General features: G+C 61.2%; 11 protein-coding genes. 2 read left to right on the top strand and 9 right to left on the bottom strand.

From position 1 onward, the window contains the following. Positions 1 to 50 precede the first annotated feature (50 nt). Positions 51 to 965, bottom strand: coding sequence for a hypothetical protein (locus tag ABI660_RS13740; protein WP_348068909.1), 915 nt, complete (start codon positions 963 to 965; stop codon positions 51 to 53). A 70-nt stretch (positions 966 to 1,035) separates the two neighbouring features. Further along, complete coding sequence (locus ABI660_RS13735) at positions 1,036 to 1,674, bottom strand: glutathione binding-like protein (RefSeq protein ID WP_348068907.1); 639 nt, start codon at positions 1,672 to 1,674, stop codon at positions 1,036 to 1,038. Between the two features lie 363 nt (positions 1,675 to 2,037). On the opposite strand from ABI660_RS13735, the gene ABI660_RS13730 reads away from it, so the two are divergent. Both ABI660_RS13730 and ABI660_RS13725 read left to right on the top strand, forming a co-directional pair. Next, positions 2,038 to 3,036, top strand: a complete 999-nt coding sequence (locus tag ABI660_RS13730; protein ID WP_348068905.1) for a lyase — start codon at positions 2,038 to 2,040, stop codon at positions 3,034 to 3,036. A 344-nt stretch (positions 3,037 to 3,380) separates the two neighbouring features. Further along, a complete protein-coding gene (locus ABI660_RS13725; protein ID WP_348068903.1) occupies positions 3,381 to 4,949 on the top strand; it encodes a glycine betaine ABC transporter substrate-binding protein in 1,569 nt (522 codons plus the stop codon). A 229-nt stretch (positions 4,950 to 5,178) separates the two neighbouring features. Here the strand turns inward: ABI660_RS13725 and ABI660_RS13720 are convergent, their stop codons facing one another. The 7 genes from ABI660_RS13720 to ABI660_RS13690 form a co-directional block, all read right to left on the bottom strand. After that, positions 5,179 to 6,147 carry a tripartite tricarboxylate transporter substrate binding protein gene (locus ABI660_RS13720; protein ID WP_348068901.1) on the bottom strand — a complete coding sequence of 323 codons (969 nt, stop codon included), beginning with the start codon at positions 6,145 to 6,147 and terminating at the stop codon, positions 5,179 to 5,181. Positions 6,148 to 6,223: 76 nt separating this feature from the next. Beyond that, complete coding sequence (gene glxR, locus ABI660_RS13715) at positions 6,224 to 7,111, bottom strand: 2-hydroxy-3-oxopropionate reductase (RefSeq protein ID WP_348068899.1); 888 nt, start codon at positions 7,109 to 7,111, stop codon at positions 6,224 to 6,226. Between the two features lie 211 nt (positions 7,112 to 7,322). Beyond that, a complete protein-coding gene (garL, locus tag ABI660_RS13710; protein ID WP_348068897.1) occupies positions 7,323 to 8,105 on the bottom strand; it encodes a 2-dehydro-3-deoxyglucarate aldolase in 783 nt (260 codons plus the stop codon). Positions 8,106 to 8,153: 48 nt separating this feature from the next. Further along, entirely contained in the window at positions 8,154 to 9,740 is a 1,587-nt protein-coding gene (gene garD, locus ABI660_RS13705; protein ID WP_348068895.1) for a galactarate dehydratase, read from the bottom strand. A 69-nt stretch (positions 9,741 to 9,809) separates the two neighbouring features. After that, positions 9,810 to 11,093, bottom strand: a complete 1,284-nt coding sequence (locus ABI660_RS13700; protein WP_348068893.1) for a TRAP transporter large permease — start codon at positions 11,091 to 11,093, stop codon at positions 9,810 to 9,812. Next, on the bottom strand, positions 11,093 to 11,620 hold the full coding sequence (locus ABI660_RS13695; protein ID WP_348068891.1) for a TRAP transporter small permease: 528 nt from the start codon (positions 11,618 to 11,620) through the stop codon (positions 11,093 to 11,095). Before ABI660_RS13695 ends, ABI660_RS13700 begins: the two co-directional genes overlap by 1 nt. A gap of 71 nt (positions 11,621 to 11,691) precedes the next feature. After that, entirely contained in the window at positions 11,692 to 12,675 is a 984-nt protein-coding gene (locus ABI660_RS13690; RefSeq protein WP_348068889.1) for a TRAP transporter substrate-binding protein, read from the bottom strand. Between the last annotated feature and the right edge of the window lie 21 nt (positions 12,676 to 12,696).

Raw genomic sequence — 12,696 nt, 5'->3', positions numbered from 1 at the left:
CATGGCTCAATCCTCTCAGAGATTTGAGCCTCCTCAAAATACGGGGCGATTCAGCCTGATTTTGAGGATAAATTACGCAGCTTCTGCGTCTCGGAGACTATCAATTCGTTGATGTCATATTTGAGAAAGCTGTTCGTTGTCTTCAGAAGATCACCCGTCTTCATGTCGTACATCTGAACGTCATATCCATACTGATCGTGATTTCCACCGTAGTAGCCGCCGGTTCCTCCAGCCCATACTAAAAATCTGGTCGATTGATATTTGATCTCATAGGAATCGTCTTCGCCTCCCCCCATGGAATGATTTTCCAGACGTTGTGACGCTCGCTCGACCAATTCCTTTGATTGATTCGAATTAAAGCGTTTCATAACTTCAGCGGAGTACCCTGAAAAGACCTGGGGGACAGAAACTCCAGAGCGGTCATCTGTCAGAATCCCAGTGGTTACCCCTTTTCGCTTTGGTAGCTGGGACAAACTGGTCTTTCCAGTGCCCAGTAGTTGCTGCCAGGCGCTGAGATCTCCGGACATCTCCAACTGTGAAACCGTAAGAATTACCTTAACTGGCGCGTCGCCAAGGTTTGATTTCCATTCCACAGTGAGACGCTCTTTTTTGTAATCCCCCGGCAGTTCTGGCGTTCGCCAATATCCGGTTGGGTTGGTGCAGTCATTGCCTCGAAACGTCGCGCTGCATTCGATTGACCAGCCATCTTCGGATTTAACCAATGGAATAACCTTTCCGATTGAACGATCAAAGTATTCTGCCAATGCTTGTGGCCCCCTTTCGAGTATGGACCCCTGAAAGTTCAGTTCCTCAGCGGAAAGGAAATGAAAGACTAGATTTTTGTCTCCCAGTTGTCCCACAAATAACGGGGGTTCTTTTTCTGTTTGGGACAAGGCAATAGGCGAAAGCCCAGCAATCATGGAGACCAGTCCGCAAATGGCCACCACGCGGTTCGATCTATTCATACTTCTCTAGTTCTCCTGGGTGACATCTGCATGCACTCGCGCTGCACAATCCTAAGCGTCGCAATGGGGATTATTCTGAGCGCTTCAAAGCCACCCCAAACCCCCGCCCCACCGCCTCCCGCGCCATCATCGCCCGGTACCACCGCAACACATTCGGAAACTCCGCCAGATCAACCTTGTGCCGGTCATGCCGCCAGATCCAGCCGACGATGGCGAAGTCGGCTATTGAAATTTCGTCGCCTGCGAAGAAGGCGTGGTCGGCCAGCCGGCGGTCCATCACGCCGTAGAGGCGTTTGGTCTCGGCCATGAAGCGCTCCAGGCCGTAGCGGCGGTCGGCTTCGTCTTTCAGCGCGATGAAGTGGTGCACCTGGCCGGGCATGGGGCCGAAGCCGCCCATCTGGAACATCAGCCACTCCATGACCGCCACGCGGGCGCGTGGGTCTTTGGGCAGAAAGGTGCCGGTCTTTTCCGCCAGGTAGATCAGGATGGCACCAGACTCGAAGACGCTGATGGGCTCACCGCCTGGGCCGTCGGGGTCGATGATGGCGGGGATCTTGTTGTTGGGGCTGATCTTCAGGAAGTCGGGCGCGGTCTGCTCGCCCTTGGTGATGTCCACCACCTGCACGTCATAAGGCAGGCCCATTTCTTCGAGGGCGACGCTGATCTTGCGGCCGTTGGGGGTGTCGAAGGCGTAGAGCTGGATGGTCATGGGGTTTCTGTTTTGTTGGGGTGGGTGCTTGCGCACGTTGCGCGGCGGGCCGAAAAGCAGTCTGCCACAAGGTGTGGTGAAGCGGAGGCATGGATCCCGGATTCCCGGATCAAGTCCGGGACAGGCTCAGTCCGGGATGACTGAGGGTGGGAAAACAGCCCTTTGACGAGTTCTTTAGAGTCAAATCGGCCACTAGCCCTTATCGGACGGGCGCAATCAGCTATCAATACGGTAGCAAATCGAAAGAAGCGGCTGCGGCAAAAGCTGAAGCGGCAACTCGCGTCCAGCCACCCGACCACTTGCCGGGCGCGCCCTTTCGTCTTGTATGAGAATGACCAAGCCACCACCCCACAGGAGGTTCCCATGGTTTCACTTAACCGACGCAACTTGCTTGGCGCCCTGGGCGCCGGGGCTACCGGGGCCATCACCGGCGCCCTCACCTCTGCCGCGCGGGCGCAGCCGGGCAAGATGCAGTCGTGGAAGCTGGCCACCTCGCGGCGCACGGGCATTCATGACCTGGCGCCTGCGCCTGACGGTGGCGTGTGGTTCACGGCGCAGGCCAGTGGCCACCTGGGCTGGTTTGAGCCCAAGACCGGCCGCACCGAACTGATTGCGCTGGGCTCGGGCTCTTCGCCGCATGGCGTAATTCAGGGGCCAGACAAGGCGGCCTGGGTGACCGACAGCGGGCAAAACGCCATCGTGCGCGTGAGCTGGCCCGACCAGAAGGTGCAGGCCTTTCCCCTGCCCGCGGGCACGCCCTATGCCAACCTGAACACCTGCGCCTTCGACGGCGCGGGTGATGTGTGGTTTACCGGCCAGAGCGGTTACGTGGGCAAGGTGGCGGTGAAGACGGGCGAGGTTTCTGTGAAGCAGGCGCCGCGTGGCCGCGGGCCGTATGGCATTTGCACCACGCCGGCCGGCGAGGTGTGGTGGTGTTCGCTGGCGGGCTCTTTCATTGCGCAGATTGACAGGCGCACAGGTGAATCAACCGTGGTGGAGCCGCCCACGCCCAAGCAAGGCGCGCGCCGCGTGTGGAGCGACAGCAAGGGCCGCATCTGGGTGAGTGAATGGAACAGCGGCAACGTGTCGATGCACGACCCGCAGGCCAAAACCTGGCGCACCTGGAAGCTGCCCGGCGACAACCCCAAGGCCTACGCGGTGTATGTGGATGAGCGCGACACGGTGTGGCTGGCTGAATGGGCCAGCAATGCCACCCTGAGTTTTGATGCACGCACCGAAAAGTTTGAGCGCTACCCCATGCCGCGTGAGAGTGCGAATGTGCGGCAGATTCTGGGGCGGGCTGGCGAGGTTTGGCTGTCTGAGAGTGGCGCGGAGCACATCTCGGTGATACGTACTGCTTGAGTCAGCTCGCCGGCTTGGTCATCAGCCTGCTGCCGCGGTCCCTCTGCCTACGCATGGCCAAGTGCCTGAAAAGCCCCTGAAAGCCGCTGCCAGCCAATTTCTGCAGTAAGAATGGCTGCTGGCCCTTATTTGGCGGGCGCGAGCAGCTATTAAATCGGGAGCAAATTGCATCCGAACTGAAGCCACCAAACCAGCTCGTTGTTCCATTTATTCGTCGAATAGCTGTATTCGGCGAATAAATGGAACATCACCACCTCGCGTTGGCCGTACGAAACACAAATTCATTTAATTTACGGCCAATGGCGCAACTGGCGCTGTTCTGTAGAGGCAGCGATACTGCGGACATGCAGAGCCCACTACACCTCTTTGTTGATGAACATCCGGCCCGGTGGCTGCAAAGACTGCGGGCTTGCGGCATCGCCTTCACGCTGCTGGTGAGCGGCAGCGTTGCGCTTGCAGCGCCGCCTGCCAACGACACGCTGCGCATAGGCTCCAAGCGTTTCACCGAGTCTTACATCCTGGCGCAGGTGCTGGCGCAAACCGCGGCGGCGCACACGCCCACACCGCCTTCGGTGCTGCAGGGCCTGGGCAACACGGCCATTGTTTATGAGGCGTTGCGTTCGGGCAGCATCGACCTTTACCCCGAGTACGTGGGCACCATCAGCCTGGAGATTCTCAAAAGCCCGGCGCCGATGACGCTGGACGCAATGAACGCAGCGCTGGCGCCGCTGGGCCTGGGGGTGGCGGTGCCGCTGGGGTTTAACGACGGTTACGCGCTGGCCATGCGTGAAGACAATGCGCAGCGGCTGGGCATTCAGTCGCTGAGCGATCTGGCAAAACACGCGGAGCTGAAGCTGGGCCTGTCCAATGAATTCATAGGCCGCGCTGATGGCTGGCGCGGGCTGGCGCAGCGTTACGGCGCCACGCAGGTGCCCACGGCGCTGGACCACGGCCTGGCGTATGACGCGATTGCGCAGAAGCAGGTGGATGTGATCGACATCTACACCACCGACGCAAAAATCAAGCACCTGGGCCTGCGCGTGCTGGCAGACGACAAGGCTTACTTTCCGCGGTATGACGCGGTGCTGCTCTACCGGCTGGACGTGCCCCAGCGCTTCCCGCAAGCCTGGGCGGCGCTGCAGAAGCTGCAAGGCAGCATTGGCGAGAACGCGATGATTGCGATGAATGCGCGGGCCGAGCTGCAGAGCGTGGCGTTTGATGTGATTGCGCGCGACCACTTGGCCGGCAAAGCAGGTGGCACGGCAGCGGCGACCGACCCGGCACAGCGCGGCTTCTGGGCCAAGCTTTTCGGGCCCGACCTGACGCGGCTGACCCGCCAGCACCTGGCGCTGACATTGATTTCCGTGGGCCTGGCGGCGCTGATCGGCATTCCGCTGGCGGTGCTGGTGTTTCCGCACCCGCGGCTGCGCGCGGTGGTGCTGGGCGCCACCGGCCTGCTGCAAACCGTGCCTTCGCTGGCGCTGCTGGCGATGCTGATCTCGCTGCTGGGTGTGATTGGCACCGTGCCGGCGCTGATTGCGCTGATGCTTTATTCGCTGCTACCCATCATGCGCAACACGGTGGCGGGCCTGGGCGAGGTGTCACAAGGCCTGCGCGTGGCGGGCCAGGCACTGGGCATGACGGCAGGCCAGCGCATGCGCCATATCGAGCTGCCGCTGGCGCTGCCCACCATTGTTGCCGGCGTGCGCACGGCCACCTCGATTGCGATTGGCACCGCGACGATTGCCGCCTTCATAGGCGCAGGAGGTTACGGCGAGCGCATCGTCACCGGCTTGGCGCTCAACGACGGCCAGTTGCTGCTGGCCGGCGCCCTGCCCGCCACCTTGCTGGCGTTGCTGAGCGAGGCGCTGTTTGAAGCGGTGGAGTACGGAATGCGGCGGCGCAGAGCCTGATTCCACTTCTAAATCATCCGTGCACTTTGTCGGCTTCGCTAGCCGTACGTCTGTACTGTCGTCGCTTCGCCTTCGCGTTCACGAATGATGTAGAAATGGAATGAAAAGACAAAGGCCCCAGAAGGGGCCTTTGAGGCATGTTGGCCGATTTTATAGAGTCAAATCGGCCTCTAGCCCTTATTCCACGGTCGCAAGCAGCTATTAAATCAGGAGCGTTGCGCCATAGGAATCAGTCCAGCTTGATGCCGGCAGCAGCCACCACGGCTGCCCAGCGCTTGCGCTCCTGGGCGAAAAAATTGTCTTGCTCAGTCGGCGACATGGTTGCCACTTCGGCACCCTGACCGCTGAGGCGGGCACGGATCTCGGGGCTGCGGATGACCTTGATGAGTTCGGTGTTGAGCCGTGCCACCACAGCCGCCGGCGTGTTTTTGGCCACCAGAATGCCCTGCCAGGTGCCGGACTCGAAGCCGGCAATGCCCTGCTCTTGGAGCGTGGGGACGTTGCCGATCAACGGCATGCGCGTGGCCTTGGACACACCCAGAATCTTGAGCTGGCCGTTCTGTACAAAGGGCAGCGTTGCCAGCATGCCGTTCATCAGCACCTGGGTTTGGCCGCTCACGGTGTCGGTGATGGCTTGCGAGCCGCCCTTGTAGGGGATGTACTGCCACTTCGCATTGCTGGCGCGCTCGACGGCCACACCGGCAAGGTGCGGCGCGCTGCCCATGGCGGTGACGGCGAAGTTGAGTTGCTTCGTTTGCGACAGGGCCACCAGTTCCTTGAGGTTGTTGGCGGGCACCGAAGGGTGCACGACCAGCAGGTGCGGCGAATAGGCCAGCATGGTCACGCCGCGCAGGTCTTTGCTCGGGTCGAACTGGAGCTTGGTGTACACCGACGGGCTGATAGCCAGCGCGCCGGTGTCGCACAGCAGCAGGGTATAGCCATCGGGTGAAGACTTGGCAACGAAGTCGGCGCCGAGGTTGCCATTGGCCCCTGCCTTGTTTTCAACAATCACCGGCTGCTTGAGCGCGTCTGACAGCGGCTGGCTGATGGCGCGGGCAATGATGTCGGACGAACCGCCGGGTGGATAAGGCACGATGAGGCGGATCGGTTTGGCCGGCCAGGCCTGCGCCTGAACGCCGGAGGCGGCCAGGCCCATGGCAAGTGAAGAAGCAAGAACTTTGCGGCGATTGAAAGTCATGATGTTTCCTGTCAATGAGGTGAAGGAGCAAAGGGAATACTGCCGGGGCAATGCCGCGGCAACGCCCGGCAGCGGCTCAGGCTTTGGCGACTTCGTGGTTGGCCATCAGCTCGAGCGCACGCACCAGCGCCGAGTGGTCCAGGTCCTGCATGCCGTTGGCGCTGCAGACCTGCATGAGCTGTGCGGCACCGGCGGTTTGCGGCAGTGCCACACCGAGCGTGCGAGCACCGGCCAAGGCCAGGCCCAGGTCTTTCTGGTGCAGGCCGATGCGGAAGCCCGGGTTGAAAGTGCGTTTGATCATGCGTTCGCCGTGCACTTCCAGAATGCGCGAAGCGGCAAAACCGCCCATCAGCGCCTGGCGTACCTTGGCCGGGTCGGCGCCGGCCTTGCTGGCAAACAGCAGGGCTTCGCCGACGGCGGCGATGTTCAGCGCCACGATGATCTGGTTGGCAACCTTGCAGGTCTGGCCGTCACCGTTGCCACCGACCAGCGTGATGTTTTTGCCCATCAGCTCGAACAGCGGTTTGACGCGCTCAAAAGCTGCGTCGGGGCCGCCTATCATGATGGTCAGGCTGGCAGCCTTGGCGCCAACTTCACCGCCGGAAACCGGCGCATCGAGGTAGTCGCAGCCCAGGGCGTTGATCTTCTTCGCGTATTCCTTGGTGTCCATTGGCGAGATGGAACTCATGTCCACCACGGTCTTGCCCTTGCTCAGACCGGACGACACGCCTTTGTCGCCAAACAGCACCTTCGCCACATCGGGTGTGTCGGGCAGCATCGTGAAAATGATGTCGGCTTTTTCAGCCACTTCCTGTGACGAGCTGCAGGCCACGGCCTTGCCGGTCAGCAAATCTGCAGGCACCTTGCTGCGGGTGGAAAGGAAAACTTCGTGCCCGGCCTTGATCAGGTGCGCCGCCATCGGTGCGCCCATGATTCCGAGGCCGATAAATCCAAGCTTGCTCATTCAAATTCTCCTTGTAGGTTCAAAAAAATATCTGCGGTCAGCGCCTGCGCATGGAAAGCGGGGGCATGGATCCCGGCTCAAGGCCGGGATGACACAGGGAATGCCATCCCCCTGCCTGTCATTGCGGGCCCCGACCCGCAATCCATCTCTGCGTACACGTTCTGTGGGTCATGCCGCATGGCTGTGGATGACACGGGGAAAGCCGAAAAAATCAGCTGAGGTACTTGTCGCGCAGGGCCTGCGTGGCGCCGCGGAACACGCCGAGGTCGCTGCCGACACCCACAAACGTGGCGCCCATTTCCATGTAGCGGCGCGCGTCGGTTTCGACCGGTGCGAGGATGCCAATCGGTTTGCCGCAGGCTTTGGCGGCGGAAAAGATCTTCACCATGGCGGCCTGCACTTCCGGGTGGCCGGCATTGCCGAGGTGGCCCAGGCCAGCGGCCAGGTCAGACGGGCCGACAAACATGCAGTCGACACCGTCGATGGCGGCAATTTCTTCGGCTGCAGCCGTGCCGGCGATGCTTTCAATCTGCACCATCACACAGATGTGGTCGTTGATGCCCTTGAAATAGTCAGGCACCGACCCGTAGCGGTTGCTGCGCTGGGACACTGACACGCCGCGTATGCCCTGCGGCGGGTAGCGCGTGGCGGACACCGCGCTTTGAGCCTGCTCGGCGCTTTCGACAAAGGGAATCAGGAAGTTGTAGAAACCGGCATCGAGCAGGCGCTTGAGCTCGACCGAGTTGTTGCTGGTGGGGCGCACCACAGGCGCACTTTTGCTGTCCTTGAGCGCCATCAGCTGCGGGATGTAGGTGGCCATGTCGTTCGGCGAATGTTCGCCGTCGAGCAGGATCCAGTCGAAGCCGGCCACACCCAGCACCTCGGTGGTGATGGCACTGGACAGCGAGGACCAGCAGCCGATCAGCTTCTTGTGTGCCAGCAGGTCGCGCTTGAAACTGTTGGGAAACGATTGGTAAGGCGTGGCTTGTGTCATGGGGTGTCGCTTGTAAAAAAAATGAAATGAGTCGGCGAACGAATGGGCTCAGGTGACCGGTGCGGGGTTGAACAGCACCAGCGCGTTGTGCAGCTTCCAGTGTTCAGCCCAGGTTTTCTTGCGACCGCTGGCCACTTCCAGCATCAGGTGGAACAGCTCCCAGCCGACGTCGGAAATGCTGGCCTCGCCGTCGGCAATGCGGCCGGCGTTGATGTCCATCAGGTCGTGCCAACGCGTAGCCAGGTCAGTGCGCGTGGCGACCTTGATCACCGGGCACTCGGCCAGGCCGTAGGGCGTGCCGCGGCCGGTGGTGAAAACGTGCAGATTCATGCCCGCGGCCAGCTGCAGCGTGCCGCAGATAAAGTCGCTGGCCGGGGTGGCGGCATAAATCAGGCCTTTTTGCCTGACCTTTTCGCCGGGTGCCAACACGCCGCTGATGGGCGAGCTGCCCGACTTGACGATGGAGCCCATGGCTTTTTCGACAATGTTGGACAGGCCGCCTTTTTTGTTGCCGGGCGTGGTGTTGGCGCTGCGGTCCACCAGACCCTTCTTCAGGTAGGCGTCGTACCAGGCCATCTCGCGGATCATCGCCTCAGCAACTTCGGGGGTGCTGGCGCGCGAGGTGAGCTGGTCAATGCCGTCGCGCACTTCAGTGGTTTCTGAAAACATGACCGTGGCACCGGCGCGCACCAGCAGGTCGGTTGCGAAGCCGACGGCCGGGTTGGCGGTGACACCGGAAAAAGCATCGCTGCCGCCGCACTGCACGCCAATGACCAGTTCACTGGCTGGCACGGCTTCGCGGCGGCGTGCATTAAGCCGCTCCAGGTGCAGCTCGGCGGTTTGCATGATGGAGTCGATCATCGACATGAAACCGATGTGGTTCTCCGACTGCAGGCAGACCACGTCCAGGGCGGCTTCGGCATTGCCACCTACATCGGCCACGCTGCGCTCATCAACAATCGCAAACGTGCCCGGTGGCAACAGGCGTTCGGGCTGAAGTTTTTCGCAGCCCAGGCTGACCACCATGACCTCGCCGCCGAAATTAGGGTTCAGGCTGATGTTGCGCAGCGTGCGTATCGGAATGATGGCATCGGGCGCGTCGATGGCGACGCCGCAGCCGTAGGTGTGCTCCAGCCCCACCACGTCATCCACATGGGGGAAACGCGGCAGCAGCTCGCTCTTGATGCGCTTGACCGCGAAATCAACGACACCCGCCACACACTGGACAGTCGTGGTGATGGCCAAGATGTTGCGTGTGCCGACGGAACCGTCGGCGTTGCGATAGCCATCAAAGGTATAGCCCTCGAGCGGCGCCATGGCCGGCGGCTTCATGGTGGCCATGGGCAACTTGTCCAGGCTGCGGGCAGACGGCATCTCGAGCAGGCGCTCGTGCACCCAGCTGCCGGCAGGAATGTCCTTCATGGCAAAACCGATGGGCACGTTGTAGCGCAGCACCGCTGTGCCCTGGGGCAGGTCCACCAGCGCAACCTTGTGGCCTTGCGGCACACGCTCGCGCAAGGTCAGACCGTCGGCGAACGCGGCCCCGGCGGCAAGGCCGCCGTCGTTGGCGACGATGGCCACGTTGTCATCCGCATGCATGCGGATGTAGAGAGGGGCTGGACGCGGGGTGGTCATAAGCTTGGCTTGAATTGGCTTTCGGGGGCTACCAATAACGGACTGCTGTGGTTTTCATGGCTCCCTGGATCATTTCAGGAGCATCCCCGGCAGCCACAGCGAGAGTGCCGGAATGTAGGTCACGGCCATCAGCACCAGCAGCAGCGCGCCGAAGAATGGATACAGGGCTTTCACCACACGTTCAATGGGAAGCTTGGCCACCGCTGCCCCCACAAACAACACGCCGCCCACCGGGGGCGTGATCAGGCCCATGCCCAGGTTGACCATCATGATCATGCCGAAATGCACCGGGTCAATACCGATGGATTTGACGATGGGCAGCAGGATGGGCGTCATGATCAGGATCAGCGGCGCCATGTCCATGAGCGTGCCCAGGACCAGCAGCAGGATGTTGATCATCATCAGCACCGCGTATTTGTTGTTCGAGATGCTGGTGAACAGGCCCGTGATCTGCTGCGGAATCTGCATCAGCGTCATGATGTAGCCAAAGCTGGCGGCGAAGCCGATCAGGATCATCACGATGGCCAGCGTCTTGACCGTGCGGTGCACCAGCTTGGGCAGGTCGCGCCACTTGTAGTCGCGGTAAATGCACATGGTGACGAAGAAGGCCCAGATCACGGCGATGGCAGCAGACTCGGTGGCCGTGAAGATGCCGGTCAGAATGCCGCCCAGAATGATGACCATGGTCATCAGCCCCCAGAGGGCGTCCGCGCAGATCTTCAGCGCCTGCCGCATGGGAATCACTTCGCCCTTGGGGAAGTTGCGCTTCTTAGCGATAACCAGGCACATGATGGACAGCGTCAGGCCCAGCAGCAGGCCGGGCAGAACCCCCGCCAGGAACAGGGCCGCGATGGACACCGAGCCACCCGCTGCGAGCGAGTAGATCACCGCGTTGTGGCTGGGTGGAATAAGAATGGCCTGCACCGAACCGCTGACGGTGACAGCCGTGGCGAAGTCGCGCGGATAGCCTTTTTTCTCCATCTCGGGAATCAGCACCGAGCCGATGGAAGCGGTGTCCGCCATCGACGAACCGGAGATCGCACCGAAGAAGGTAGACGCCAGGATGTTGACCAGCGAGAGGCCGCCACGCACAAAACCCACCAGCACACTGGCAAAGGCCACCAGCCGGCGCGACATGCCGCCCTCGGCCATGATGGCGCCGGCCAGCACGAAGAACGGTATGGCCAGCAGCGAGAACTTGTTCACGCCGCTGGCAATGGAAATCATGATGGCGTCGAAGGGAATGTCTATCCACCACGCACCGATCAGCGCCGACAGGCCCAGTGCGTAGGCCACGGGCATGCCCAGGACCATCAGGAGCAGGAAAGACCCCAGCAATACAAATGCATCCATCAGAGTGTCCCGCCTTCAATTTTTTCGTGATCGAAGGTGACTACTTCGCGCCCGCCCTGGTGGCCAAACACCATGCGTTCCAGTACAAAAACAACCGTGATGGCCCCGCCCAGCGGCACCGGCAGGTAGGTGGCGCCCACAGGCATCCACGGAATTTCGCCGATGTGCTGGCCCCAGGTTTCCATGCACAGCTTGGTGCCGTACCACGCCATGAACAGGGCAACAATCAGCATCAGCAGGTCGATCACCACGAGCAGCAGGCCGCGCACACTGGCTGGCAGCCGGTCGGTGACCATGGCCACGGCGATGTGCGCATTGGCACGGTAGGCAGCTGCCGCGCCGAAGAAGGTGAACACCACCATCAGCAAGATGGAAATCGGCTCGGGCCACTGGGACCCTGTGCCCAGCACGTAACGGGTGAAGATACCCCAGGGAATGATGAGGGCCATCACGAAGATCGAGATGCCGGAGATCCAGATGCACGCAAGGTACAGCCAGTCACTGAAATGAAGGGTGTGGTGTTTCATGAGGGTTCCGCAACAGGCGAAGACCGGGAGCACCGCCACTGGCGATGCTCCCGCGGGAGACGGCTGCCGTATTACTTGGTCGCGTCGATGCGTTTCATCAGGTCGGCAAACTTGACGCCGTACTTGGCGCGCACCGGAGCGGTGGCGTCAAAAAACAGCTTCTGGTCAACCGGTACAAACTCGACACCAGCCGCCTTGAGCTTGGCGGAGTATTCCTCGACGCTCTTGTCCCACAACACGCGCTGGTCCAGCTGCGCCTCGCGGCCCAGCTTTTTCACCAGCACCTGGTCGGCGGGCGTCAGCTTGTCCCAGGTGACCTTGGACATCACCAGGATTTCCGGAATGATCAAGTGGTTGGTCTGGGCGTAGTACTTGGTACCGGTGGTGTAGTGGTTGGATGTGAACATGCTGGGCGGGTTGTTTTCCGCACCGTCGATCACGCCGGTCTGCAGCGCGCTGAACACTTCACCATAGGCCATGGAGATACCGTTGCCACCCATGGCGTTCATGGTGTCCACGAACAGGGGGTTGCCCATCATGCGGACCTTCACGCCTTTGAGGTCGGCCGGGGTCTTGACCAGCTTCTTGGTGTACAGGCTGCGCGCGCCGCCGTCCATCCAGCCCAGGGCCACCAGGCGGGCCGGGCTGGCCGTGACCTTGGCCAGCAGTTCGTCGCCAATAGGGCCGTCGATCACCTTGCGCATGTGCGGGATGTCGCGGAACACAAAGGGCATGTTGAACACGTCCACATCAGGCGCGACCGGTCCGATCACGCCGAGTGAAATACGGGCGATTTGAATGGCGCCGATCTGGGTCTGCTCGACCACTTCCTTTTCCTGGCCCAGCACTGCGCCCGGGAACATCTGCATCTTGATGCGGCCATTGGTCTGGGCTTCGAGCTTTTTACCCATGTTCTCGACGGCGACCACCGTGGGGTAACCCGCCGGGTGTGTATCTGTGGCTTTGAGCACCATGTTCTGTGCCGAGGCAGTGAACGATGCGGACAATGCGACAGCTGCAACAGCTGCGGCGATAAAGTTTCTGCGAAAGGTCATGGTTGTCTCCTTGAAGGACCG

This window comes from Polaromonas sp., from assembly GCF_039930745.1.
GTDB lineage: Bacteria > Pseudomonadota > Gammaproteobacteria > Burkholderiales > Burkholderiaceae_C > Polaromonas.
The sequence above is the reverse complement of the archived record's forward strand: the minus strand, read 5'-3'. Positions and strand labels throughout refer to the sequence as shown.

Coding starts and splice junctions, on each gene's coding strand:
- ABI660_RS13720 (WP_348068901.1), bottom strand. CDS start 6,147: ATGACTTTCAATCGCCGCAAAGTTCTTGCTTCTTCACTTGCCATGGGC.
- ABI660_RS13725 (WP_348068903.1), top strand. CDS start 3,381: ATGCAGAGCCCACTACACCTCTTTGTTGATGAACATCCGGCCCGGTGG.
- ABI660_RS13735 (WP_348068907.1), bottom strand. CDS start 1,674: ATGACCATCCAGCTCTACGCCTTCGACACCCCCAACGGCCGCAAGATC.
- ABI660_RS13740 (WP_348068909.1), bottom strand. CDS start 965: ATGAATAGATCGAACCGCGTGGTGGCCATTTGCGGACTGGTCTCCATG.
- garL (WP_348068897.1), bottom strand. CDS start 8,105: ATGACACAAGCCACGCCTTACCAATCGTTTCCCAACAGTTTCAAGCGC.
- ABI660_RS13690 (WP_348068889.1), bottom strand. CDS start 12,675: ATGACCTTTCGCAGAAACTTTATCGCCGCAGCTGTTGCAGCTGTCGCA.
- ABI660_RS13700 (WP_348068893.1), bottom strand. CDS start 11,093: ATGGATGCATTTGTATTGCTGGGGTCTTTCCTGCTCCTGATGGTCCTG.
- ABI660_RS13730 (WP_348068905.1), top strand. CDS start 2,038: ATGGTTTCACTTAACCGACGCAACTTGCTTGGCGCCCTGGGCGCCGGG.
- ABI660_RS13695 (WP_348068891.1), bottom strand. CDS start 11,620: ATGAAACACCACACCCTTCATTTCAGTGACTGGCTGTACCTTGCGTGC.
- garD (WP_348068895.1), bottom strand. CDS start 9,740: ATGACCACCCCGCGTCCAGCCCCTCTCTACATCCGCATGCATGCGGAT.
- glxR (WP_348068899.1), bottom strand. CDS start 7,111: ATGAGCAAGCTTGGATTTATCGGCCTCGGAATCATGGGCGCACCGATG.